A 25,149-nucleotide genomic window follows, 5' to 3' on the forward strand; every position below is an offset into this window, starting at 1 on the left:
GAGCGGGGCCCTTCTTCGTGAAGATAGTCCGTCGGAGCGTCAGCCGCCGATCGCCACGTTGGTCGTGGCGACGGGCTCGTCGTAGATCGCGGCGATCTCGTCGGCGAAGTCGTTCATGATGACGTTGCGCTTGATCGAGAGCTTCGGCGTCAGGTGACCGGAAGCCTCCGTCCACTCCGAGTCGAGGATCGTGAATTTCCGGATCGACTCGGCACGCGAGACGTGGGCGTTCGCGATGTCCACCGCTCGCTGCACCTCGGCACGGACAGCGGCGTTCTTGGACGCGTCCTCGAGCGACATCTTCGCCTCGAGGCCGTTGTTCGCGAGCCACGTCGGGAGCATCTCGGGGTCGAGGGTGACGAGCGCCGAGATGAACGGACGCTGGTCGCCCACCACGACGACCTGTCCGATGATCGGGTTGGCGCGGATCGGGTCCTCGAGTGCTGCGGGAGCGACGTTCTTGCCGCCGGCGGTGACGATGATCTCCTTCTTGCGTCCGGTGATCGTGAGGAAGCCCTCGGAGTCGAAGCTGCCGATGTCACCGGTGTGGAACCAGCCGCCCTCGCTGAAGGCTTCCGCCGTCGCTTCGGGGTTGTTCCAGTACTCCTTGAACACGTTGATGCCGCGCACTTCGATCTCGCCGTCGTCGGCGAGGCGCACGCCCACACCCGGGAGCGCAGGGCCGACGGTCCCGATCTTGGACTTGTCCGCCAGGTTCACCGTCGCGGGTGCCGTCGTCTCGGTGAGACCGTATCCCTCGAGGATGACCACGCCGAGGCTGTGGAAGAAGTGACCCAGCCGCGAGCCCAGGGGAGCGGAGCCCGAGACGGCATACACGACGTTGCCGCCCATCGCCTCGCGGAGCTTGCTGTACACGAGCTTGTTGAAGAGGGCGAACTTGAGCTTCATCCCGAACGGGATCTTCTTGCCCGCCTCCAACAGCTTCGAGTGCTCGATGGCGACGTCGGCCGCGGCGCGGAAGATCTTGCCCTTGCCCCCGGCCTCGGCCTTCTGCTCGGCGGAGTTGTACACCTTCTCGAACACGCGGGGCACGGCGAGAAGGAAGGTGGGCTTGAACGACCCGAGCGCGGGCAGGAGCTGGCGCGTGTCCGGCTGGTGACCGGTGCGCACCCCGGCGTGGATGTCGAGGATCGAGATGAAGCGCGCGAACACGTGCGCCGTGGTGATGAAGAGCAGCGTGGAAGCGCCGGGGGTCTGTACGACGGCGTCGAGCGCCTTGGCCGAGTTGCGGGACAGCTCGACGAAGTTGCTGTGCGTGAGCACGCACCCCTTCGGCCGCCCGGTCGAGCCGGAGGTGTAGATGAGTGTCGCGATGTCGGAACCGACGGCGAGGGTACGGCGTCGTTCGATCTCCGCGTCGGTCACCGAGGCGCCCTGAGCGGTCAGGGTGTCGATGGCGCCGAGGTGCAGCTGCCAGACCTCGCGGAGCAGCGGCAGGTCCCCGCGCACCTCATCGACGCGTGCGAAGTGCTCGGAGGTCTCCACGATCAGAGCGATCGCACCGGAGTCTTCGAGGATCCACTGGATCTGCGACGGCGAGCTGGTCTCGTAGATCGGCACCATCACCGCGCCGGCGTAGAAGAGCGCGAAATCCACGAGCGTCCACTCGTACGTCGTGCGTGCGAGGAAGCCGACCTTCTCGCCGGGCTGGATGCCGGCCGCGGCGAAGCCCTTCGCCAGAGCGACGACGGCCGTCTGGAAGTCGGCTGCGGAGATGTCGCGCCAGCCGTCGCCGTCGGGCACGGAGAAGAGCGCACGATCCGGAGTGGCTTCGACGCGCTTCACCAGCAGGTCGGCGACGTTCGCGTCGGGATCGGCGGGGACGATCGCGGGGACTTCAAACTGGACCACGGCAGCTCCTTCGGTACCGGTCGGGCACGGGTGTCCTTCGAGTGTAGGGCATGGAATCGGGTCGCGCCCGAGGTGAGACTCAGTCGCTCCTGAGGTCGAGAACGCGAGAACTCCGAGGCACGGGGCGCGGCGGCGCTAGACTTCACCTCGATGTTCTACTGGCTGATGAAGTACGTCGTTATCGGCCCCGTGGTCAAGGGTGTCTTCCGCCCCTGGATCGTGGGGCGGAACAACGTGCCCGCGAACGGTGCGGCGATCCTCGCGAGCAACCACCTCTCCTTCGCCGATTCCATCTTCCTGCCGCTGGTCATCGACCGGTCGATGTCCTTCCTCGCGAAGAGCGACTACTTCACCGGGCGCGGACTCAAAGGCTGGGCGACGAAGTTCTTCATGAAGGCCACCGGTCAGATCCCGATCGACCGGTCCGGCGGCAAGGCCTCGGAGGCCTCCCTGAACACGGGGCTTCAGGTGCTCGGCGGTGGCGACCTGCTCGGCATCTACCCCGAGGGCACGCGCAGCCCCGACGGCAAGCTGTACCGCGGTCGAACGGGCATCGCCCGGATGGCGCTCGAGGCGAAGGTCCCCGTGGTCCCCGTGATCATGGTCGACACCGACACGGCCATGCCGATCGGCAGGCGCCTGCCGCGCATCGTGCGCGTCGGCATCGTGATCGGGGAGCCTCTCGACTTCTCCCGGTACGCCGGCATGGAGAACGACCGCTACATCCTCCGATCGGTCACCGACGAGATCATGGTGGCCCTGCAGCGCCTCGGCGAGCAGACCTACGAGGACGTCTACGCGTCGACGGTCAAAGACCGCCTCCCGACCCGCGTCACATAGCCCTCGGCGCGCGTCTGGGCAGTACGCGCGACCACTAGGCTGGAACGCATGCTCCCGCACCACATCGAAGCCCTTGATGCATGGCGCTCGCTTCCCATCAAGCAGCAGCCGCAGTGGCCCGACGCGGACCGCGTCGCCGACGTCTCCCGTCAGATCGCAGGCCTCCCGCCGCTGGTGTTCGCGGGTGAGGTCGACAACCTCCGCGAGCGCCTCGCGCGCGCCGCCTCCGGGCAGGCGTTCCTCCTGCAAGGCGGAGACTGCGCCGAGACCTTCGCGGGAGCGACGGCCGAGCAGATCCGCAATCGCATCAAGACGGTGCTGCAGATGGCCGTGGTGCTGACCTACGGTGCGTCGATGCCGATCGTCAAGATGGGCCGCATGGCCGGTCAGTTCGCCAAGCCGCGCTCCAGCGACAACGAGACGCGTGGCGAGGTCACCCTGCCCGCGTACCGCGGCGACATCGTGAACGGCTATGACTTCACCGAGGGATCCCGCACGGCGGACCCTGCTCGTCTCCTGCAGGGGTACCACACGGCGGCATCCACGCTGAACCTGATCCGTGCGTTCACGCAGGGTGGGTTCGCCGACCTCCGCGAGGTGCACTCGTGGAACAAGGGCTTCGCGCAGAACCCGGCCAACCAGCGTTACGAGCGCATGGCGGCCGAGATCGACCGTGCGATCAAGTTCATGGAGGCGGCGGGTGCCGACTTCGATGAGCTCAAGCGAGTGGAGTTCTTCACCGGCCACGAGGGCCTGCTGATGGACTACGAGCGTCCGATGACGCGCATCGACTCGCGCACCGACACCCCGTACAACACCTCCGCGCACTTCCTCTGGATCGGCGAGCGCACGCGGGAGCTCGACGGCGCGCACGTCGACTACTTCTCCAAGATCCGCAACCCGATCGGAGTGAAGCTCGGACCGACGACGACGCCCGAGACCGCGCTCGCCCTGATCGACAAGCTCGACCCCGAGCGTGAGCCCGGTCGGCTCACCTTCATCACGCGGATGGGTGCGGGCAAGATCCGCGACGCTCTGCCGCCGCTGCTCGAGGCCGTCCGTGACTCCGGGGCGCAGCCGCTGTGGGTCACCGACCCGATGCACGGCAACGGCATCACCACGCCGACCGGATACAAGACCCGTCGCTTCGACGACGTCGTCGACGAGGTGCGCGGCTTCTTCGAGGCGCACCGTGCGGTCGGCACGTTCCCGGGCGGGATCCACGTCGAGCTCACCGGGGACGACGTCACCGAGTGCCTCGGCGGGTCCGAGCAGATCGACGAGGCCGCGCTGGCGACCCGCTACGAGAGCCTGTGCGACCCGCGCCTGAACCACATGCAGTCGCTGGAGCTGGCGTTCCTCGTGGCCGAGGAGCTCGAGAAGCGCTGACGCTGTAGACGAAGAGGGGGCCGGAATCGCATTCCGGCCCCCTCTTCGTCTGTTCGGCCTCAGCCGGAGAAGCTCATCGTGAGGGTGATGGTCGTACCCTTGCGCTGGGCGTCGGTCGGGCTGTACGACTCGACCTTGGTGTTCTCGTTGGCGAAGAGATCCCACACCGAATCCGGGAGTCCGGTGCCGCTCGTGTACGACCACTTGAAGCCGGCGTCGTTCAGCGCGCGCGTCGCCTCGTCACGGGTCTTTCCGGACACATCGGGCACGTCGAACAGCGGGGGACCCTCGGAGATGATGAGCTGCACGGTCTCGCCCGGGCGCCAGGCGCCTTCCGTCGGCCGGTCGGCGATCCCGATGACCCGGTCCTTCCCGATGCCGTCGCTGGTCTGGTAGAGGCTGTCCGGGTTGACCTTCAGCCCCTTGCCCGTGAGCGCGTCCGTGGCCTGGGCGACGCTGAGGTCGCTGACATCGGGGACCGCGCCGCGCGACACCTGGATCGTCGCCGTGTCGGTCTCATGTACCGTGCAGCCCTCGGCGCAGCCGAATGCGTCTCCGCCGTCGCGCGGTGTTATGCGGACGTTGATGACCTTGCCGTCGTCGAGGTCACCGAAGTATTCCTCGTCGTCCGTGAGTTCGAGGTTGGCCGCCTGCAGCGCCGCGCGGACGTCGTCCGACGCCACGCCGGCGACCGGGGCGATGTCGTGGGATGCAGGACCCGACGACACCACGACCGTGACGGTCGTCCCCTTGTCGAGGCGGGCACCTTCTTCGGGGTCGGTCTCTATCACCGCACCGGCCTCGACATCGACGGAAGGCTCGTCCTTCTGCGTCGGGACGAACCCGGCGTCGACCAGGAGGGCCGCGGCCTCGTCGTACGTCTTGCCGGCGACACCCGGCATGGCGATCAGTGAGCCGGGGCCGGATCCGAACCACCAGCCCACACCGCCGGCGAGCACCGCCAACAGCAGCACCAGTGTCAGGAGGAACGCTCCGCGGGCCCGGCGCTTCGACGCTCGGCGTCGAAGGAGCGTCGCGTTGTCGATCTCGGCAGGGACCGGTGCAGTCGGATCCGCGATGACCATCGTCCCCGGCATCACCTTGGTGAGGTCTCCGGAGTCGGCATGGCTGTGTTGCGGAGCGGTCGCTCTCGCTGCGGTCGGGGTGACACCGAGTTCGCGCTCGATGGCACGCAGGCGCTCGAGCATCTGCTGGGCGTCGTCCGGTCGCTCGTCGGGAGACTTCTCCGTCGCCCAGAGCACGAGTTCGTCGAGCTGTTCCGGCACGGCGGGGTTGCGCACGCTCGGACGCGGCACCGACTCGGTGGCGTGCTGGAACGCGATCTGCATGGGCTGCTCGCCCTTGTAGGGCTGCTCGCCGACGAGCATCTCGTACAGCATTATGCCGAGGGCATAGATGTCGCTGCGGGCGTCCGCGGTCCCACGGGTCACCAGCTCCGGGGCGAGGTAGGCGATCGTCCCGAGCAGCTGCTGCCCGGTCGCCGTGTTCGCCGTGGTCGCTCTGGCCAGCCCGAAGTCGCCGATCTTGATGCGCCCGTCCTCCGCGAGGAGCACGTTCTCCGGCTTGACGTCGCGGTGCACGATTCCGGCGCGATGCGCGGCCGAGAGCCCGGCGAGGATCGCATCCATGATCGTGATCGTCTGCGGGATGGTGAGTCGTTTCTGCTCACGCAGCAGCTCGCGCAGGGTGATGCCGGGCAGATACTCCATCACGAGGTAGGCGAGTTCGCCGTCCTGCCCCTGATCGAAGACGTTGACGACGTGTGGATCCGCCAGCCTGGCGGCTGCGCGGGCCTCCTGGATGAAGCGGCTCTGGAACGCCGAATCGTCGCTGAGGTGGGCGTGCATGACCTTGAGCGCGATGCGCCGCTCGAGGCGGAGGTCGGTGGCGACGTAGACCGTCGCCATCCCTCCGCGCGCGATCCGAGCACGGACGCGGTAGCGACCGTCGACAAGCCGCCCGATGAGGGGGTCGGCCTGCTGATTGGTCGTCACGTCAGAATTCTATTGAGAACTGCCTGAAAGACAGGGGAGCGGCTCACCTCTCGGCCCTGCGGATTTTATGGAAGTGGTCAGCCGTGGAGGGCGAGCCAGCTGTAGGCCTGCGTCTCCCACTGCCCGTACTTGTCCGGATAGGCGGAGATCTGCACGGCCTGAGCGGCGGATGTGAACGGCATGCTCTCCCACCCGGCGATGTCGAGCAGACCGCGCGTCATGTGTCCGTTCGGGTCGTTCCGCCCGCCGTAGAAGACGCGGGTGCTCCGGTCGGCGTCCATGATCTGCGCCGGCGTTCCCCACCCGGTGCTCGGACGCTGCTGGAAGATGCCGAGGGAGTCGCGGTCACCCCAGTCGAGGTTGCGGAGACCCGATTCCACCATGCCGGTCGCGAGTGCGAGGGCGATTCCCCGATCGGGGATGCCGAGCTCTCGACCGACGCGGATGATGAGCGCGGCGTTCGCCGCCTGCTCGCTGTCGAGGGTCGCAGACCGCTGTCCGCCCACCGTGGCTGTTGCCGCTGCGGGAGGTGCGGCAGCAGGTGCCGCACGAACCGCGAGCTTCTGCCCGGGGTAGATGATCGAGGACGGGCCCAGTCCGTTCAGGGCGAACACCGTCTGCGTGGTGATGCCGTACTTCTGGGCGATCCCGTAGACGGTGTCGCCGGCGACGACCATGTGCGATGCCGTGGCGGCGGGCGTGGGCGCGGACGCCGGTGCTGCTGCCGGTGCGGCGGCGGGCGCAGCCGAGCCGGTCACCGCCAGGGCCTGTCCGGGGTAGATCACCGATGCGCGCGTGAGCCCGTTCGCAGCCAGGACCGCATCGACGGTGGTTCCGTACTTCTGCGCGATGGCGTACACGGTGTCGCCCGCGACCACCTTGTGCGAGGTGGAGGTCGCAGCAGCAGGAGCGGGAGCAGGGGCGGGAGACGCAGCGGCTGTCCGCAGCGTCAGCGTCTGGCCCGGGTAGATCACCGAGCGCCAGGAGAGATGGTTCCAGGCGAGCACGTCGACGGTGCGGAGTCCGAAACGCGAGGCGATCGATGAGACCGTGTCGCCCGGTCGCACGACATAGCTCGCCGGCGCTGCCTGTGCCGGCACCACGCGCACGGGAATGCTGCGGTGGCGCTCGATCGGAGCGAGATCGGTGGTCGTCGCGGCTGCTTCGGCCGGAGCAGCGGTGAGAGTGGCGGCGAGAGCGCCGAGCACGGCGGCGGGCACTCCGAACTGCAGGCTTCGCGTCCGACGCGTGGCGGTCTTGGTTCTCAAGGCGGGCCCCCTTTTCGAGCACTTCACGCTGACACGGATGTAAACGGAAGTCAACAGAAGTGATGCAAGTGAAGGATGTGACTGGAGGGGCGACATGCGATGCCTCTGCAGAGATGAGATAGTGGGCAACGTGTCTGAGAACGTTGCTGGAACCCCCGCCGCCGCTGATGTCGAGTGGCTGACCATGCCCGATCTCGTCGAGGTGCTCGACGAGCCCCTCGGTCGTGTCCGCCGCCTGATCGACGACCACTATCTGGTCGGGTCGCGTCGCAGCGGCACCTTCGCGGTTCCGGCGGTGTTCATCGTCGACGGGCATCCGCTCAGCTCGCTGCGGGGGACGATCATCGTGCTGCAGGATGCCGGCTTCTCCGACGATGAGCTGATCGACTGGCTCCTCACGGAGGAGGAGACCCTCGGTCGCTCGCCGATCGACGCGCTGCTGGCCGGGCACAAGAGCGCGGTCCGGCGGCTCGCGCGCACCCTCGCCTGAGACGGGTTCCGCGTCAGGCGGAGCGGACGGTGGCGGCTCGCGCCAGCTCGCGCAGCTCGCCGACTGCCGCGTTGTCGAGGCGAGCACCCGATAGGGCGCGATCCGCTTCGCGCGCATAATCGGCGATCATCGCCTCCACCCGGTCCAGTGCACCGGAGTCGGTGATGGTGGCCTGCAGGAACGACACCTGCTGCGCGGTCAGCTCCGGGTCGCCGAGCATCTCGTCGAGAAGATTCCGCGCCGACGGGTCGAGGGCCTGCCGGGTGAGGGCGATGAGTACCGTGCGCTTTCCCTCTCGAAGATCATCCCCGGCCGGCTTGCCCGTGACGGACGCGTCTCCGAAGACCCCGAGCACGTCGTCGCGGAGTTGGAAGGCCATGCCGATCGGGTGTCCGAAGCGACGCAGCGCCGCCGTCTGATCGGGTTCGGCGCCGGCGAGGGCCGCGCCCAGGACCAGCGGCTGCTCGATGCTGTACCTGGCGGACTTCAGCGACGCCACGCGCAGCGCTCGCTCGGCATGGAGTCCACCGTCGTTGACGCTCCAGGCCGACTCCTCGGCGATGTCGAGAAACTGCCCCGTGGTCACGTCTCGGCGCATCCTGGCGTATTCGGAGCGCACGTCCCCGGCGTGCGGGAGCCCCTCGAGGGCGGACTCGAGCAGGTCGTCGCTCCAGGCGACGAGGAGATCACCGAGGAGGATCGCGGAAGCGCGGCCGAAGGCCTCAGCATCGCCGGACCAGCCGGCCGAACGGTGCGACTCCTCGAGGGCGCGGTGGGCGGCCGGGCGGCCGCGGCGCGTGTCCGAGTTGTCGATCAGATCGTCATGGACGAGCGCGGCCGATTGAAAGATCTCCAACGCGGTGCAGATGTCCCAGAGGGCATCCGTCTCGGTCGCGGTGCGATCGCTGAATCGGCTGACGGCCCGCCACCCGGCGTGGCAGAACCGGGCGCGCAACCGCTTCCCTCCTTCGAGCGTGCCGGCAGCGGCATCGAAGAAGGAGGCGGCATCCGGGCCGTACTCCGAGGATTCCTCGCGCATCCGAGTGAGGAATCGGTCGAGGCGTGCGGCGACCGCACCGGGAACGGGGGAGGAAGTCGGCACGACTCCCAGCATACGTAAAGCAAGGGGACGCCGAACTGCTAGCCCCGGACGCCCGGGCGCGCGTAGAATGGAACGCACGATACCCGAGGGGGACGAAATGCCACTCTCCGAACAGGAGCAGCGTCTGCTCGACGAGATGGAACGCCATCTCCTCCACAACGATGCCGACGTCGTCAGCGCGCCGTCCGGCGACCGTGCGCTGAGCTACCGAAATCTGGTCTACGGGGCTCTTCTCCTGCTCGCCGGAGTCGGCGGCCTCGTGGCCGGCGTCATCCTCGGCGGCGTGTGGGGCATCGTGGTCGGCGTGATCGGATTCGCGGCGATGCTCGCCGGAGTCATGGTCGCCGTCACGCCCGTGCGTCGAGCGACTCCCGCCGAGCCGCGAGAGCGTTCCGCCCCGAAGCGTCAGGATTCCGCCTCGTTCATGGACCGTATGAATGATCGCTGGGATCGGCGCCAGGACGGTCACTGACCCCCCGCAGATTTTCACGACAGAAGCCCGGATGCTGAGCATCCGGGCTTCTGTCGTTAACGCGCGCCCCGCTCTGCTCCTCCACTGAGCCTCCACCTTCCTCCACCGCGGAATTCCGCGGTTCTTCGGCGCGCCCTTCGGGCCGATGGTGCGATATCTGCGGATTGGTCGTAGGTAAGTGGAGGAAAGTGGAGTAAAGTGGGGCGCACCTCGAGTTGGCCGGACGGAGAGGGGGTGGTGGCCGATGCTGCTGGGTACGCACTCACCCAAGCTGGACGACAAAGGACGGGTCATCCTTCCTGCGAAGTTCCGCGAAGACCTCGGCGGCGGCATCGTCGTCACCCGAGGCCAGGAACGCTGCCTCTACGTCTTCAGCACGGCCGAGTTCGAGGCGATGCACGAGCGGATCCGTCAGGCCCCGCTCGCCAACAAGCAGGCGCGTGACTTCATGCGACTGTTCCTCTCCGGAGCGAGCGCGGAGATGCCCGACAGCCAGAACCGCATCACCATCCCCGCGCACCTGCGTCAGTACGCAGGTCTGCAGAAAGAGCTCATCGTCACCGGAGTCGGCGCACACGCCGAGATCTGGGATGCCGAGAGCTGGAACACCTACCTCGCCGCCGGCGAGGAGACCTACTCGGACCTCGAGCAGGAGGTGATTCCGGGACTCTTCTGACCACGGCTGTGATGCCCCGCCGCTCCCGCCCCGACACACTTCCCCGGTGCCGGGTCGAGAAGCGGAGGGGGATCAGAGCCGAAGGTCACCCCGAGAAAGATCATGAACCTCCGAGACATTCACACCCCCGTACTGCTCGACCGCTGCGTCGAGCTGCTCGCTCCCGCCCTCCAGGCGGACGGAGCGGTGCTCGTCGATGCCACGCTCGGCATGGGCGGCCACTCGGAGGCGCTGCTCGAGCGCTTCCCGAACATCCGCCTCGTCGGACTAGACCGCGACACCGACGCCCTGCGCATCGCGGGGGAGCGGCTCGCGCGCTTCAAAGACCGCGTGACGCTCGTGCATACGGTGTACGACGAGATCGGCCTGCACGCCCAGGGCGCCGCGGGCATCCTCTTCGACCTCGGCGTCTCCTCGCTGCAGCTGGACGAGGCCGAGCGAGGATTCGCGTACTCGAAGGATGCTCCGCTCGACATGCGTATGGATCAGACCAAGGGCGTCACAGCGGCCGACGTCATCGCGACCTACAACGAGGGCAACCTGCGGCGCATCTTCGAGCGGTACGGCGAGGAGAAGCTCGCCGGCCGTTACGCGCGCTTCATCATCGATGCTCGGCAGAAGCAGCCGATCACGCGCTCCGGCCAGCTGGTCGAGATCCTGATCGCCGCGACTCCGGCGGCCGCTCAGCGCGCCGGGCACCCGGCCAAGCGCGTGTTCCAGGCCCTGCGCATCGAGGTGAACAGGGAGCTCAACGTGCTCGCCGATGCCATCCCGTCCGCGATGGATGCGCTCAGCGTCGGTGGACGCATCGTCGTGATGTCGTACCAGTCGCTCGAGGACCGCCTGGTCAAGCAGGCGTTCGCCGCCGCCGCAGCCTCGACTGCTCCGGCAGGGCTCCCCGTCGAGCTTCCCGAGCATGCTCCGAAGTTCCGCATCCTCACCAAGGGGGCGGAACTCGCCTCCGACGAAGAACGCGCGCGCAACCCGCGGGCGATCCCCGTGCGGCTCCGCGCCGCCGAGAAGCTGCGGGAGAGCGCATGAGCCTGAACGCCGTCGTCCGCAAACCGGTCCAGCCGGTCGCACCGGCGCGAGAGCCCCAACGGAGACTGCAGCCGGTCACCCGACCTGCAGTCCGCCGCAAGCCCAAGCTCGCCTACGCGCTCGTCGCCCTGGGCGGTGCGCTGGCGATCGGCGCGGCTCAGGTCGCGCTGTCGCTCGCGATCACACAGGACTCGTTCACACTCGCCGGTCTCTCGTCCCAGCAGCGTGAGCTGAGTCTGCAGACGCACGCTCTCCAGGAGGAGCTCACCGGTCTGAGCTCACCGCAGGTGCTCGCCAACAGCGCTGCGGGACTCGGGATGGTGGTGGCGGGATCGCCGTCGTACCTGCGTCTGAGCGATGGCGCGGTGTTCGGCACCGGGGCGGGAGCGGACTGGACGTCGACCGTGAACCCGGGTGGAGCGGGTGCAGTGAGCAACTCACTGATCGTCAAGCCCGCGCCGACGGAGACGAAGACGGCAACAGATGACGGCCCCTCGGACGCGACGACCCCAGAACTGCCGCCGGCGATCACCGACGGACTCCCGAGCCCCACCACACGCTGAACGCCCACGATCGACGGAGAGACCCATGACGACACGAGCCACCCGCGGACCGCGGCGACGCACCGTCGTCGCCCTCGCCGTCATCCTGTCCGTGCTGGCGGCCTTCGTGGTGCGTCTGGTCGACATCCAGGTCGTGAGCGCCGACGAGCACGTCGCTCAGTCGCTCACCAAGATCGGCGCGGGCGACAAGATCCCGGGTCAGCGCGGATCGGTCGTCGACGCCGGTGGAACGGTCCTCGCCTCGAGCGTGCTCGTGTACGACGCGCAACTCAGCCCGCTCGTCATCAACCAGTTCGAAGAGAAGGACCCGAAGGTTCCCTGGGCGGAAGCGTCCGAGAAGATCGCGGCGATCACCGGGCAGACCGGCGACGAGGTCCGCGCGCTCGTCGCCGATGCACTCGCGAAGGATTCGCAGAGTCAGTACGCACCGCTGAAGAAGTCCCTCACCACCGAGCAGTACATCGAGCTGCGTGACCTGAAGCTCGCCTACCTCCACATGGAGGGACGGGAGACCCGGGTGTACCCGAACGGCGCGGTCGCCGGCAACATCCTCGGCTTCCTCGACGGCTCCGGAACGGCGCAGGCCGGTGTCGAGCAGCTGGGCGAAGAGTGCCTGGCGCCGATCGACGGCGAGGAGTCCTATCGCCGCGGCGCGAACGGCGTCGTGATCCCGGGAAGCGAGCGCACGGTGGATGCCGTGGACGGCGGCTCGGTGCAGTTGACCATCAACAGCGATCTGCAGTGGTACCTGCAGCAGATGGTCGGCGAAGAGGCGCGTAAGCAAGGAGCGAAGGGTGGCACCGTCACCGTCGTCGAGGCGAAGACGGGGAAGATCCGAGCGGCGGCGGAGTGGCCGTCCCTGGACCCCAACGACCTCGACTCCTCGACGCCCGAGACGCGATACAGCCAGATCTTCCACCGGGACTTCGAGCCGGGATCGACGTTCAAAGCCATCACCGCCGCCGCCGTCATCGAGGGCGCGGGACTGACGCCCCTGAGCACGGTCACCGCGTCGTCGCGGGAGACGTTCCCCAACGGCGCCGTGATCAACGATGCGTTCAACCACCCGGCGTACAACTACACCCTCGCCGGTGGACTCATCGACTCCTCGAACGTGGCGCTGTCGAAGTTCGGCACCAAGGTGAGTCCCGAGGTGCGCTACGACTACCTGGAGCGGTTCGGGGTCGGCGACAAGACGATCGACTTCCCCTCCGAGGTCGGGGGAACACTGCACCCGGTCAGCGAATGGGACAGCCAGTCGCTCTACACGACGACCTTCGGCCAGTACTACACGGTCACCGCCGCACAGCTCGCCGGCGCGTACCAGGCGATCGCCAACGGCGGCGAGAAGATCGATCTCTCGCTGGTCGAGTCCTGCACCAAAGCGGACGGCACCGTCGCCGCGCCCGACAAGCCGAAGCACGAGCAGATCATCGAGAAGCAGACCGCGGCCGAGATCACCCGCATGCTCGAGAACGTGGCCGTTCAGGGCGGTAACGCCGAGCGGATCCAGGTGCCCGGCTACCGTGTGACCAGCAAGACCGGTACCGCTCAGGTCGCAGACCCCGTCAACGGCGGCTACAAGAACGGCGTGTACTACACCAGCATGGTGGGCTTCGCGCCGGTGGACGATCCCCAGTACGTCGTCGTGGTCACCCTCGATGAGCCGACTAAGGTTGTATCGTCCGCGGCCACCGCATCCGCCTTCCAGAAGGCGATGACGCAGGTGATGAAAACGTATCGCGTGATGCCGTCCTCTGTCCCGATGGACGAGCTCCTTCCCAAGTTCGGATAGTCGGCGAGAGCCGCGCATGGAGATGAAATGATCGCCCTGACGCTCGCTGAGATCACCGCCGCAGTGAGCGGTGATCTGCGCGTGGCCGGAGAAGACACGGCCGAGACCGTCGTCGACGGCCCCGTCGACACGGACTCGCGGACGATGGTTCCCGGCTCAATCTTCGTCGCGAAGCCCGGCGCGGAGACCGACGGTCACCAGTTCGTGGGAGCTGCTGTCGCGGCCGGCGCCGTGCTGGCGATCGTGGAGCACCCGGTCGATGTCCCCGTCAGCCAGATCGTCGTCGCCGACGCCGTCGCGGCGCTGGGAGAGCTGGCCAGAGAGGTCGTGGCTCGCGTGCGTGCCGGCGGCTCCCTCCGCATCATCGGGATCACCGGATCCAACGGCAAGACCACCACGAAGAACTTCCTCGCACGCATCCTCGAGGGTGAGGGCGAAACCGTCGCGCCGGTCAAGTCGTTCAACAACGAGGTCGGCGCCCCCGTCACGATGCTCCGCGTCACCGAGAACACGCGGTTCCTGGTGAGCGAGTTCGGGGCGGCGGCACCGGGCAGCATCGCGCACCTCGCCGGTCTCGTCGAGCCCGACGTGGCCGTCGTGCTCATGGTCGGCATGGCGCACGCCGGCGGATTCGGGGGGATCGAAGCCACTGCGAAGGCGAAGGCCGAGCTCGTCGAAGCGGCTCGCGTGCCCGGGACCGCCGTTCTCAACGTCGACGACAGCAGGGTCGCCGCCATGCAGGAGCTCGCCGAAGCGCGTGGCTTGCAGGTCGTCGGCTTCGGGCAGGGTCCGAGTGCCGATGTCCGCGCGCACGACATCTCCGTTTCCGCCTCCGGCACGACCTGCACCGTCGAGGTCGGCGGTGACCGCCTGACGCTGCGCCTGCGGGTCCTCGGCGCGCATCACGTGTCCAACGCGCTGGCAGCCATCGCCGCAGCGCTCGTCGTCGGCGTCACTCCCCCAGACGCGGTCGCGCGTCTGGAGACGGTCGAGATCGCCGAGCGGTGGCGCATGCAGCCGCTGGGCAGCGACCGTGTGCGGATCATCAACGACGCCTACAACGCGAGCCCCGATTCCATGGCCGCGGCGCTGCGGACTCTCGCGCAGATCACCGGGCCGGAGGAGCGCACCGTCGCCGTTCTCGGCGCGATGACCGAGCTCGGAGAAGGTGCGGGGGAGGAGCACGACCGTATCGGTCTGCTCGCGGTGCGGCTCAACATCCAACGCATCGTCGTCGTCGGCCCTGAGGCGCGGCGGCTCTACCTCGCTGCGGTCGGCGAGGGCTCCTGGGACAGCGAGGCCATCCACCTCCCCGACCAGGAGGCAGCCTTCGAGTACCTGCGCACCGAGCTCCGCGACGGTGACCGTGTACTCGTGAAGTCATCCAATTCCGTGGGCCTCCGGCATCTCGGCGATCGTCTGGGAGAATTGTTCTCGTGAGGTCTCTCATCATGTCGGCGGCGATCTCGCTCGCCTTCACCCTGTTCCTGACTCCTGTCTTCCTCCGGCTCTTCCGGAAGTGGGGCTGGGGGCAGGTCATCCGCACCCCGGAGTCGGTGCACAATCCGAGCCACGAGGCGAAGCGCGGAACCCCCACCATGGGTGGCGTGATCTTCATCGTCGGATCCATCGTCGGCTACTTCACCGGCGTGCTGGTGAGCGGCGAGGTGCCGGCACTCTCGGCGATCCTGGTGATCTGGCTGATGGTCGGCTTCGGCGCCGTGGGCTTCATCGACGACTACATGAAGGTGCGCAGCCAGCGCAGCCTCGGGCTGTCCGGCTGGCGCAAGGTGATCGGCCAGTTGCTGGTCATCATCCCCTTCGGCATCGTCGCTCTGAACTTCCCGAACAGGTGGGGGCAGATGCCGGCGAGCCCCGCGATCTCGCTCTTCCGCGACATCACCTGGCTAAACCTCTTCGCCTTCGGCGTCGTCCTCGGCTGGATCCTCTACCTCGTGTGGATCTCGATCATCGGCGTCGCGACCTCGAACAGTGTGAACCTGACAGATGGTCTCGACGGTCTCGCCGCCGGGGCCGGAGTCATCGTCGTCGGCGCCTACAGCGTGATCGCGTTCTGGCAGTTCAAGCAGCCCTGCATCGGCGGCGATCCCGACGCCCTCGGCGGATTCTACGAGGTGCGCGACCCGTTCAACCTGGCCATCATCGCGGCATCGGTCGCCGCCAGCCTCATCGGGTTCCTCTGGTGGAACGCACCCAAGGCGAAGGTCTTCATGGGTGACGTCGGCTCGATGGCGATCGGCGGCGTGATCACCGCGATGGCGATCCTGACCCGCACCGAGCTTCTCCTGCTGGTGATCGCCGGCGTGTTCGTCCTGTCCTCCGGCTCCGTCATCCTGCAGCGGGCGTACTTCAAGATCACGCGCGGCAAGCGGCTGTTCCTGATGAGTCCCTTCCATCACCACCTTGAGATGCGCGGCTGGTCCGAGGTCACGATCGTGGTGCGCATGTGGATCATCGCCGGACTCCTTGCGGTCTCGGCGGTCGGCCTCTTCTACGTCGAGTGGCTCACCCGTGTCGACTGATCGCCTGAGCGGACTCACGAGCTGGAACGCCGATTGGCGTGATCTCCGCGTCGCCGTGCTCGGCTTGTCGATGACGGGCTTCTCGGTGGCCGACACTCTCGCAGAGCTCGGTGCGGAGGTGCTCGTCCTCAGCGAGTCCGCAGAAGAGGAGTATGCGCGTCTGCTCCCGGTGATCGGTGCCGCGCTCGAACTCGGCTCCCTGGCCGAGGTGCCGGCCGCACTGGTGGACTTCGCCCCCGAAGTGGTGATCGCCTCGCCCGGTTTCTCGCCGTCGCACTCCGTGATCCGCTGGGCCCAGGCGTCGGGAATCGCGATCTGGGGCGATGTCGAACTCGCCTGGCGTGTCCGTGACAAGGTGCTCCGCGCCGACGGAACGCCGGCTGATTGGGTGCTCATCACCGGGACCAACGGCAAGACGACCACGACGCAGCTCACGGCCTCGCTGCTGGTCGAGGGTGGCCTTCGTGCGGCGCCCTGCGGCAACATCGGCGTACCCGTCCTCGACGCGGTGCGGGATCCCGCCGGCTTCGACGTGCTCGTGGTCGAGCTCTCCAGCCACCAGCTCTGGTACCTCGGCCAGTCGCGGCCCGAGGGCGAGCTCTTCCCCCACGCGGCCGTGTGCCTCAACCTCGCCGACGACCACCTGGTGTGGCACGGCAGCGCCCAGGCATATCGCGACGCGAAGGCCGTGGTCTACCGCAACACCCGCGTCGCCTGTGTCTACAACAAGGCCGATGAGGCGACCCGGCTCATGGTCGAAGAAGCCGAGGTCGTCGAAGGAGCCCGCGCGATCGGTTTCGATCTCGGCATCCCCGGACCGAGCGACCTCGGCATCGTGGAGGGGCTCATCGTCGACCGCGCCTTCCTCGACGACCGCGCACGCAGCGCTCTCGAGCTGACGACCATCGCGGCCCTGGACGAGGCCGGGCTCGCGGCTCCGCACATCGTCCAGAACATCCTCGCCGCCAGTGCTCTGGCGCGGTCACTGGGAGTCGAACCGGAGGCGATCCACACGGCGCTGCAGAATTTCCGGCTGGACGCGCACCGCATCCAGGTCATCGCGCGGCATGCGGGCGTCACCTGGGTTGACGACTCCAAGGCCACCAATCCGCACGCCGCGGCGTCGTCGCTGCGGGCCTACCCCGGCGCGGTGTGGATCGTCGGGGGTGACTTGAAGGGCGTCGACATCGCCGATCTGGTCGCCGATGTCGGTGCCACGGCGCGAGCCGCTGTCGTGATCGGGGTCGAGAGGGACTCCGTGGTCGCGGCATTCCAGCGACACGCGCCGTCGGTACCGGTGTTCGAGGTCGATGCTGGCGAGACTGGACAGGTCATGAACCGTGTCGTGGAGATCGCGTCGGGGATCGTCGAAGGCGAGGGCACAGTCCTGCTGGCCCCGGCGGCGGCATCGTTCGATCAGTTCTCGAGCTACGCGGATCGAGGTCACCGTTTCGCCGAGGCGGTGCGTGACTGGATAGACCGGGGGAGCGCCGATGACGCAGGTGTCCCGCCCTCCGCGCTCTGAGTCCGGCGGACTCGCCGCCAGGGTGTCGCTCGGACGCCGGTTCACGCCGGTGTCGACCGAGTTCCTCCTCATCGCGTCGACCGCCCTGCTGCTGACACTCTTCGGCCTGGTCATGGTGCTCTCCGCGACCAGCGCGACCGCGGTCGCGAGCGGAGCCGATCCGATGGGCGGCGTCCTCCGCCAGGGCGTGTTCGCGCTCCTCGGAGTCCCGCTGATGTTCCTGATCAGCCGTCTACCCGTCGCGTTCCTGAAGAAGATGGCGTGGCCCGCGCTGTTCGGCGCCGTCGCCCTGCAGCTACTCGTGTTCACCCCCCTGGGGATCGAAGACGGCGGAAACCGGAACTGGATCGACATCGGCGGCTTCACGCTGCAGCCCTCCGAGTTCCTGAAGCTCGCACTGGCTCTGTGGATCGCCGCGGTGCTGCTGCGCAAGCAGGCCATGCTCGGCACCTGGCACCACGTCTTCATCCCCGTGATCCCGGTCGGGGCGCTGGCGATCGGTACCGTGCTCGCCGGCAAGGACCTCGGCACCGCGATGGTGCTGGTGCTCATCCTGCTGGGCTGTCTCTTCTTCTCGGGCGTCAAGCTTCGCCTGTTCATCATCCCGGTGGTGATCGGCATCGGCGCGGTCCTCGCCTACGCGCTGTCGAGCCAGGACCGGATGCGGCGCATCACGGCGACCTGCGACAACATGGCGCTGTACGAGAGCGACTGCTACCAGTCCATCCACGGCATCTGGGGGATGGCATCGGGCGGGATATTCGGGCTCGGACTCGGCAACTCCCAGGAGAAGTACGGCTGGCTGCCCGCCGCCGGCAACGACTTCATCTTCGCGATCGTCGGGGAAGAGCTCGGGCTGATCGGCTGCATCGTCGTTCTGGCGCTGTTCACGTTCTTCACGGTCGGTGCCTTCCACGTGATCCGGAAGACGCCGGATCCCTTCATCCGCGTCGCGGCCGGCGGAATCACGGTGTGGATCGTCGGTCAGGCCGTGCTCAACATCGGCGTCGTCATCGGTGTGTTCCCGGTGATGGGAGTCCCGCTCCCGTTCATGTCTCAGGGAGGCACGGCACTGCTCGCCGTGCTGATCGCGTGTGGGGTGCTGCTCGCCTTCGCGCGCACCATTCCCGTGGTCGAGAAGCCCTCAGCCGAGCGGGGTAGGGTCACCAGGTGACCTCGTACCTCCTCGCCGGCGGTGGCACCGCCGGCCATGTGAACCCCCTGCTCGCCGTCGCCGACGCACTTCGTGAACGCGACGCCGATGCCACCGTGCTCGTGCTCGGTACGGCCGAGGGGCTGGAGTCCCGGCTGGTACCTGCTCGAGGGTACGAATTGCTCGTCGTCGACAAGGTCCCGTTCCCGCGTCGTCCGAACCGCCAGGCCGCGGCCTTCCCGATGCGGTTCCGCAAGGCGATCGCTCAGGTGCGCGCGCACATCCGCCGACACGGCGTCGATGTCGTCGTCGGATTCGGGGGCTACGCATCCGCACCCGCCTACGTGGCTGCGCGGCGTGAGGGCGTGCCGTTCGTGGTGCACGAGGCCAACGCCAAGCCCGGTCTCGCCAACGTGCTCGGGGCCCGCCGTGCCGCGGCCGTAGGCGTGGCGTTCGAGGGCACGCCGCTCCGGGGCAGCGAGACGGTCGGGATGCCGCTGCGCCAGGAGGTCATCACGCTCGATCGTGCGGCGACGCGCGTGGAGGCCGCGGACTACTTCGGTCTCGACCCGGATCGCCCGGTGCTGCTCGCGTTCGGCGGCTCGCTCGGCGCCCAGCGCCTCAACGAGGCCCTCGCGGACTCCTGGCGCGATGTCCTCGCAGCCGGGTGGCAGCTGCTGCACGTGACGGGCGAGCGCAGCGATCTCGCCGATCCAGGCGCCGAGGGGTACGCGCTGCGGCGCTACGTCGACCGGATGGATCTGGCCTTCGCTCTGGCGGACCTGATCGTGTCGCGGTCCGGCTCGGCGACGGTCAGCGAGATCAGTGCGCTGGGCATCCCCGCCCTCTACGTGCCGTACTCGGTCGGCAACGGCGAGCAGCGCCTGAACGCGGCGTCTGCGGTGGCGGCAGGAGCGGCCGAGCTTCTCGACGACGCGACGTTCGACGGCGACGCCGTACGGCGGATCGTCGTGCCGGTCCTGGGAGACAGGGACAGGCTCGACCGGATGGCCGCCGCGGCCGAGACGGCGGGCACCCGCAACGGCACCGAGAACGTGATCGGGTTGATCGACCGCGCATTGGACGCGGTCTGACACGGTCGTTGACACCGAAGAAAAGTAGACTGAAGCGGACATGATCAGACCCGACCTCTCCCTCCCCATTCCCGAGACGATCACCGCTGCGCACTTCATCGGCATCGGCGGTTCCGGCATGAGCGGCCTCGCGAAGATGTTCCTCGACGCGGGTATCCGCGTCTCCGGCAGCGACCGGGCGGACAGCGACAATCTGCGTGCCCTGGCGGACGCGGGCGCGACGGTGCACGTCGGCCACGACGCCGCCCACCTCGGTGATGCCGACACCGTCGTGCACACGGGCGCGATCTGGCCCGAGAACCCCGAGTTCGTGACGGCGAAGGCTCGCGGCCTGCACGTGATCCACCGGTCGCAGGCACTGCATTGGCTGATCGGTTCGCGGCGGCTGGTCTCGGTCGCCGGTGCCCACGGGAAGACCACCTCGACCGGGATGATCGTCACGGCGCTGCGTGAGCTGGGCGCCGACCCGCACTTCGTCAACGGAGGCGTCATCGAGCAGCTCGGCACCTCGAGTGCCACGGGCACGGGCGACCTGTTCGTGGTCGAGGCCGACGAGTCCGACGGCACGTTCCTGCTCTACGACACCGCGGTGGCGCTCATCACCAATGTCGATCCTGACCACCTCGACCACTACGGCTCGGAAGAGGCATTCCACGACGCTTTCGTGCGGTTCGCCGATGCCGCCACCGAAGCCGTCGTCATCTCGAGCGACGACGCCGGTGCGCTCCGCGTCGGTGCAGGGCTGTCCCACCCGAACGTGCTCACGTTCGGCCAGGCGGAGAACGCCGACGTGCGCGTCACCGACATCGTCGCGGCCGGACTGGTCGCCGCGACCATCAGCCAAGGGGATGAGCAGGCGCGCATGCAGCTCGCGGTCCCCGGCGTGCACAACGCGATCAACGCGGCCGGAGTCGTCGCGGTGCTCCGAGCACTCGGGTACCCGCTCGTCGACGCCGTGCGCGCGGTCGAGGGCTTCGCCGGGACCGTGCGCCGCCTGGAGCAGCACGGCGTCGAACGAGGCGTCACGGTCTACGACGACTACTCGCACCATCCGACGGAGGTGCGGGCGGCGCTCGAGGCCATGCGCAGCATCGCGGGGTCGGGACGGATCATCGCGATCCAGCAGCCGCACACCTACTCCCGCACACAGCACATGTATCAGGAGTTCGCCGACGTCCTCGAGGAGTTCGCCGATCACACGGTGATGCTCGACGTGTACGGCGCTCGCGAAGACCCCGTCCCCGGTGTCACGGGCGAGCTGGTGAGCACGGCGTTCCGCGATCCGTCGCATGTGCACTTCGTCGCCGACTGGCAGCAGGCGGCCGACTACACCGCCGCGGTGGCCCGTGATGGCGACTTCGTCGTCACGCTCGGCTGCGGCAACGTCTACCAGATCATCCCGCAGGTCCTGGATTCGCTGCGCCGGACCGACGAGGCGTAACGATGCGCCGTCCCGCACCGCTTCCGTCCGCACCGGAGAGCCCGGTGGAGAAGGGCGACGCGTCAGAAGCACGGGCACGCCACGGACGGCGGAGCGACCGCAGCGGGGTGCGGTCCGAACCGGATGGGTCGGTGCCGGAGCCTCCGGCCCACGACGGATTCTACGCTGCTGGCGCGGACGAGCCGGAGCCGACCTCGACGCGCGACGTGTGGCGCGCGGCACGGGCCCGTCGCAAGGCCCTCCGTTCAGAGATCCGGCGCTTCACGCAGCGCTCCCGGCGTCGGCGGATCGTCTGGCTGAGCAGCATCGGCGCCGTGGTCCTGCTGATCGGGGGCAGTGTCGCGGCCGCGTACAGCCCATTGTTCGCCGTGGAGAAGATCTCCGTGGTCGGGGCCGCGAGCCTCGACCCCGCCGCCATCGAGGCGGCCCTGGGCGACCAGCTCGGCACACCACTGGCGCTCGTGGACACCAGCGAGGTGAAGGCTGCGCTGCTGGCGTTCCCGCTCATCGAGACGTACGCACTCGAAGCGCGTCCTCCGCACGACCTCACGGTGCGGATCGTGGAACGCACGCCGGTCGGCGTCATCCGATCGGGTGCCGGGTACACCCTCGTCGATGCCGCGGGAGTCGCTCTCTCGACCACGTCCGATCAGCCGGCGGGACAGCCGGTGATCGAGGTCGACGGCGGCGTGGAGTCGCGTGCTTTCCAGAGCGCCGGTCTCGTCGTGCGCGCGCTGCCGGCAGATGTCCGCGCTGCGCTCACGGGTGTGCGTGCGACGACCGCGGACGATGTGACCCTGACCCTCGATTCCGGGCTGACCGTGGTCTGGGGAAGTGCGGAGGAGTCTGCGCTCAAGGCGCTCGCCCTCTCGGCAGCCATGGTCAAGAACCCGGACGCCGCCTCCATCGACGTCACTTCTCCTGAGGTAGCCGTCGTCGGCTGACGCCTTTCGAGGTCGAGCCGACGGCTTTCCCGGGGGAATGGCGCGACACGCCCAGGCGATTGCGCGCGCGCAGGCAGGCGGCGCTTACCTTCGATCAAAGAGAACGCAATACCGGGAAATACTTTACACCTCTAGTTGAGGTTTAAGGTTCACCCTTTTCCAGGCTCGAATAATCGGAGGCCGGCCATGAGCCAGAACCAGAACTACCTCGCCGTGATCAAGGTCGTCGGCGTCGGCGGTGGCGGCGTCAATGCCGTCAATCGCATGATCGATCTCGGTCTCCGCGGAGTCGAGTTCATCGCCGTCAACACCGACGCGCAGGCGCTGCTGATGAGCGACGCCGACGTCAAGCTCGATGTGGGCCGTGAGCTCACCCGCGGCCTCGGTGCCGGCGCGGACCCCGAAGTGGGTCGACGCGCCGCGGAGGATCACGCCGAGGAGATCGAGCAGGCCCTGACCGGCGCCGACATGGTCTTCGTGACCGCCGGCGAAGGCGGCGGAACCGGAACCGGAGGTGCCCCGGTCGTCGCTCGCATCGCGAAGTCCATCGGCGCCCTCACCATCGGTGTCGTCACCAAGCCGTTCTCCTTCGAAGGTCGCCGCCGTCAGAGCCAGGCGGAGGCCGGCGTCGCCAAGCTCAAGGAAGAGGTCGACACCCTCATCGTGGTGCCGAACGACCGTCTCCTCGAGATCAGCGATCGCGGCATCTCGATGATCGAGGCCTTCGCCACCGCCGACCAGGTTCTGCTCGCCGGTGTCCAGGGCATCACCGACCTCATCACGACCCCGGGTCTGATCAACCTCGATTTCGCCGACGTCAAGTCGGTCATGCAGGGCGCAGGTTCGGCGCTCATGGGCATCGGCTCCGCTCGCGGCGCCGACCGTGCGATCAAGGCCGCAGAGCTCGCCGTGGAGTCGCCGCTCCTCGAAGCATCCATCGAGGGTGCGCACGGTGTGCTGCTCTCGATCCAGGGAGGATCGAACCTCGGCATCTTCGAGATCCACGATGCCGCCGACCTCGTCAAGGAGGCCGCGCACCCCGAGGCGAACATCATCTTCGGTACGGTCATCGACGACACCCTCGGTGACGAGGTGCGCGTGACCGTGATCGCCGCCGGGTTCGACGGGGGAGAGCCCTCGCTGCGCCTCGACCCGATGGTGGTCTCGCGTCCGTCGGCCGCGACACTTCCTGAGGTGTCCCTCCCGGAAGAGTCCGAGACGAAGAGCGAGCCCGCACAGGCCGAGCCCGTGCACCAGCGGGTGCCCGCCACGAGCATCGAGCCGGCCTTCGCCGACGACGACATCGACATCCCCGAATTCCTGAAGTGACCTCGGCGGTCGACGGCCAGGAGCCATCGGGCCTGGCTGCGCGGCTGGCGGCGATCGACGAACGGATCGCCGCCGCCGCGCGTGCCGCAGGCAGAGATCCAGAAGAGCTCACCAGGATCGTGGTGACGAAGTTCCACCCGGCATCGCTCGTGCGCGACCTGCATGCGATCGGTGTGCGCGCGGTCGGCGAGAACCGACAGCAGGAGCTGTCGGCCAAGCAGGCTGAGCTCGCCGCCCTCGACCTGGCCTGGCACTTCATCGGCCAGGGGCAGACCAACAAGGCGGCGGCCATCCGTCGCAGCGCCGATGTGGTGCACTCGGTCGACCGAGACCGGTTCGCCGATGCCCTGCACAGAGCCGCCGACGGCGACGATGTGCTCGACGTGCTCGTGCAGGTCAACCTGACGGATGATCCGGGTAGAGGAGGCGTGGCCCCCGCCGATGCGGTCGGTCTTGTCGAGCATGTGCTCGCCCTGCCCTCCCTGCGTCTGCGCGGCGTGATGGCTGTCGCTCCTCTCGATGAGGAGCCTGCTGCCGCATTCGCTCGGCTGCGCGACGTCTCCGACGTCGTCCGAGCCACCGCCCCTGACGCGACTTGGATCTCGGCCGGGATGACCGGCGACTTCGCCGAGGCGATCGCCGCCGGCGCGACACACCTGCGGATCGGCTCCGCAATCACCGGACCCCGGCCCGACCGGGGTTAACCTGTGAAAAGACCAGCCCCAAACGTTCGAACCGGAGGACACGATGGGTAACCCGCTGAAGAAGACCATGGTGTATCTCGGCCTCGCCGACGAGGAAGAGGTCTATGAGGAAGAGGCGCAGGCTCCTGCCCGCGCTCACCGCGAACGTGACCGTGACCGCGAGGAGCCGGCACCGGCCCCCGTCACGCCGTTGCGCCGCCCTGTCGCCGTCCGCCAGCCGTCTGCAGGAGCCGTGAACGAGATCCTCACCGTCCACCCGAAGCAGTACCGCGACGCACAGCTGATCGCCGAGAGCTTCCGTGAGGGCGTCCCCGTCATCATCAACCTCTCCCAGATGAGCGATGCCGACGCGCGTCGCCTCATCGACTTCGCGAGCGGGCTCTCCCTCGGTCTGTACGGCCGTATCGAGCGCGTCACTTCGAAGGTGTTCCTGCTCTCGCCGGAGAACATCGCGGTTTCGGGCCACGGGGGCATCGCACACGCAGACGCTGAGTCTGCGGGCTTCGACCAGTCGTAGCCCGTGGAGCTGGTCTCCGTCGCAGCGAGCATCGTCCACCTGGTGCTGCTGCTGTACATCTTCGTGCTCTTCGCGCGCCTCATCCTGGACTACATCCCGATGTTCAATCGGGAATGGCGTCCGAAGGGTTTCGGTCTGGTCGCCGCTGAGGCCGTCTACACGGTCACCGATCCACCCATCCGGTTCTTCCGGAGGCTCATCCCACCGCTGCGGATCGGATCGCTGTCACTCGACTTCGGGTTCACACTCACCCTGTTGGTGGTGCTGATCCTGATGAACATCGTGCGGCTTTTCATCCGCTGAACTCCGCCCGCTCCGTGTGTCGGGCACGCCCCGAGTTCGTGTTCTCTGGGTGTCGCGACATCGCGGCGCTGAG

At 68.0% G+C, this 25,149-nt stretch carries 23 protein-coding genes; 19 read left to right on the forward strand and 4 right to left on the reverse strand.

Going from position 1 to position 25,149, the window contains the following annotated elements:
- Positions 1–39: 39 nt before the first annotated feature.
- Positions 40–1,872: a long-chain fatty acid--CoA ligase gene (locus tag ACCO44_RS10560; protein ID WP_029261545.1), complete on the reverse strand. Its 1,833-nt coding sequence runs from the start codon at positions 1,870–1,872 to the stop codon at positions 40–42.
- A 150-nt stretch (positions 1,873–2,022) separates the two neighbouring features.
- Between ACCO44_RS10560 and ACCO44_RS10565 the strand changes: the two genes are divergently transcribed.
- Positions 2,023–2,712, forward strand: coding sequence for a 1-acyl-sn-glycerol-3-phosphate acyltransferase (locus ACCO44_RS10565; RefSeq protein ID WP_029261546.1), 690 nt, complete (start codon positions 2,023–2,025; stop codon positions 2,710–2,712).
- A 48-nt stretch (positions 2,713–2,760) separates the two neighbouring features.
- The gene (locus ACCO44_RS10570) at positions 2,761–4,101 is read left to right on the forward strand and encodes a class II 3-deoxy-7-phosphoheptulonate synthase (protein WP_029261547.1); all 1,341 of its coding nucleotides are present in this window, start codon (positions 2,761–2,763) and stop codon (positions 4,099–4,101) included.
- Between the two features lie 59 nt (positions 4,102–4,160).
- On the opposite strand, the gene pknB is transcribed toward ACCO44_RS10570, so the two are convergent.
- Together pknB and ACCO44_RS10580 are read right to left on the reverse strand one after the other, a co-directional pair.
- The gene (gene pknB / locus ACCO44_RS10575) at positions 4,161–6,116 is read right to left on the reverse strand and encodes a Stk1 family PASTA domain-containing Ser/Thr kinase (protein WP_372466529.1); all 1,956 of its coding nucleotides are present in this window, start codon (positions 6,114–6,116) and stop codon (positions 4,161–4,163) included.
- Between the two features lie 77 nt (positions 6,117–6,193).
- Entirely contained in the window at positions 6,194–7,384 is a 1,191-nt protein-coding gene (locus tag ACCO44_RS10580; protein ID WP_372466530.1) for a LysM peptidoglycan-binding domain-containing protein, read from the reverse strand.
- A gap of 121 nt (positions 7,385–7,505) precedes the next feature.
- On the opposite strand from ACCO44_RS10580, the gene ACCO44_RS10585 reads away from it, so the two are divergent.
- Complete coding sequence (locus ACCO44_RS10585) at positions 7,506–7,874, forward strand: Rv2175c family DNA-binding protein (RefSeq protein WP_331280457.1); 369 nt, start codon at positions 7,506–7,508, stop codon at positions 7,872–7,874.
- A 13-nt stretch (positions 7,875–7,887) separates the two neighbouring features.
- Here ACCO44_RS10585 and ACCO44_RS10590 read toward each other — a convergent pair whose 3' ends face one another.
- Positions 7,888–8,976, reverse strand: a complete 1,089-nt coding sequence (locus ACCO44_RS10590) for a polyprenyl synthetase family protein (protein ID WP_258134076.1) — start codon at positions 8,974–8,976, stop codon at positions 7,888–7,890.
- A gap of 97 nt (positions 8,977–9,073) precedes the next feature.
- Between ACCO44_RS10590 and ACCO44_RS10595 the strand changes: the two genes are divergently transcribed.
- From ACCO44_RS10595 to ACCO44_RS10670, 16 genes are all read left to right on the forward strand, one after another.
- Positions 9,074–9,448: a DUF3040 domain-containing protein gene (locus ACCO44_RS10595; protein ID WP_372466531.1), complete on the forward strand. Its 375-nt coding sequence runs from the start codon at positions 9,074–9,076 to the stop codon at positions 9,446–9,448.
- A gap of 244 nt (positions 9,449–9,692) precedes the next feature.
- Entirely contained in the window at positions 9,693–10,124 is a 432-nt protein-coding gene (mraZ, locus tag ACCO44_RS10600; RefSeq protein ID WP_029261553.1) for a division/cell wall cluster transcriptional repressor MraZ, read from the forward strand.
- Positions 10,125–10,226: 102 nt separating this feature from the next.
- Positions 10,227–11,165 (forward strand): 16S rRNA (cytosine(1402)-N(4))-methyltransferase RsmH, encoded by a 939-nt coding sequence (gene rsmH, locus ACCO44_RS10605; protein WP_372466532.1) that lies wholly within the window; start codon positions 10,227–10,229, stop codon positions 11,163–11,165.
- The gene (locus ACCO44_RS10610) at positions 11,162–11,728 is read left to right on the forward strand and encodes a hypothetical protein (RefSeq protein ID WP_372466533.1); all 567 of its coding nucleotides are present in this window, start codon (positions 11,162–11,164) and stop codon (positions 11,726–11,728) included. Before rsmH ends, ACCO44_RS10610 begins: the two co-directional genes overlap by 4 nt.
- A gap of 25 nt (positions 11,729–11,753) precedes the next feature.
- Complete coding sequence (locus ACCO44_RS10615) at positions 11,754–13,523, forward strand: peptidoglycan D,D-transpeptidase FtsI family protein (protein WP_372466534.1); 1,770 nt, start codon at positions 11,754–11,756, stop codon at positions 13,521–13,523.
- Between the two features lie 27 nt (positions 13,524–13,550).
- Complete coding sequence (gene murF, locus ACCO44_RS10620) at positions 13,551–14,963, forward strand: UDP-N-acetylmuramoyl-tripeptide--D-alanyl-D-alanine ligase (RefSeq protein WP_372466535.1); 1,413 nt, start codon at positions 13,551–13,553, stop codon at positions 14,961–14,963.
- Positions 14,960–16,066 (forward strand): phospho-N-acetylmuramoyl-pentapeptide-transferase, encoded by a 1,107-nt coding sequence (mraY, locus tag ACCO44_RS10625; protein ID WP_372466536.1) that lies wholly within the window; start codon positions 14,960–14,962, stop codon positions 16,064–16,066. The genes murF and mraY overlap by 4 nt, the downstream gene beginning before the upstream one ends.
- The gene (gene murD / locus ACCO44_RS10630) at positions 16,056–17,591 is read left to right on the forward strand and encodes a UDP-N-acetylmuramoyl-L-alanine--D-glutamate ligase (RefSeq protein ID WP_372466537.1); all 1,536 of its coding nucleotides are present in this window, start codon (positions 16,056–16,058) and stop codon (positions 17,589–17,591) included. Before mraY ends, murD begins: the two co-directional genes overlap by 11 nt.
- Positions 17,560–18,765: a putative lipid II flippase FtsW gene (gene ftsW, locus ACCO44_RS10635; RefSeq protein WP_029261560.1), complete on the forward strand. Its 1,206-nt coding sequence runs from the start codon at positions 17,560–17,562 to the stop codon at positions 18,763–18,765. Before murD ends, ftsW begins: the two co-directional genes overlap by 32 nt.
- Positions 18,762–19,838, forward strand: coding sequence for a glycosyltransferase (locus ACCO44_RS10640; RefSeq protein ID WP_372466538.1), 1,077 nt, complete (start codon positions 18,762–18,764; stop codon positions 19,836–19,838). Before ftsW ends, ACCO44_RS10640 begins: the two co-directional genes overlap by 4 nt.
- A 40-nt stretch (positions 19,839–19,878) precedes the next feature.
- On the forward strand, positions 19,879–21,279 hold the full coding sequence (murC, locus tag ACCO44_RS10645) for a UDP-N-acetylmuramate--L-alanine ligase (RefSeq protein ID WP_372466539.1): 1,401 nt from the start codon (positions 19,879–19,881) through the stop codon (positions 21,277–21,279).
- Between the two features lie 131 nt (positions 21,280–21,410).
- Entirely contained in the window at positions 21,411–22,223 is an 813-nt protein-coding gene (locus ACCO44_RS10650; protein WP_372466540.1) for an FtsQ-type POTRA domain-containing protein, read from the forward strand.
- A 186-nt stretch (positions 22,224–22,409) separates the two neighbouring features.
- On the forward strand, positions 22,410–23,552 hold the full coding sequence (ftsZ, locus tag ACCO44_RS10655; protein ID WP_029261564.1) for a cell division protein FtsZ: 1,143 nt from the start codon (positions 22,410–22,412) through the stop codon (positions 23,550–23,552).
- Positions 23,549–24,256: a YggS family pyridoxal phosphate-dependent enzyme gene (locus tag ACCO44_RS10660; RefSeq protein ID WP_105710188.1), complete on the forward strand. Its 708-nt coding sequence runs from the start codon at positions 23,549–23,551 to the stop codon at positions 24,254–24,256. Before ftsZ ends, ACCO44_RS10660 begins: the two co-directional genes overlap by 4 nt.
- A gap of 43 nt (positions 24,257–24,299) precedes the next feature.
- Positions 24,300–24,773, forward strand: coding sequence for a cell division protein SepF (locus ACCO44_RS10665; RefSeq protein ID WP_029261566.1), 474 nt, complete (start codon positions 24,300–24,302; stop codon positions 24,771–24,773).
- A 3-nt stretch (positions 24,774–24,776) separates the two neighbouring features.
- Positions 24,777–25,076: a YggT family protein gene (locus tag ACCO44_RS10670; RefSeq protein WP_029261567.1), complete on the forward strand. Its 300-nt coding sequence runs from the start codon at positions 24,777–24,779 to the stop codon at positions 25,074–25,076.
- Positions 25,077–25,149: the final 73 nt, after the last annotated feature.

This window comes from Microbacterium maritypicum (assembly GCF_041529975.1).
Classification (GTDB): Bacteria; Actinomycetota; Actinomycetes; order Actinomycetales; family Microbacteriaceae; genus Microbacterium.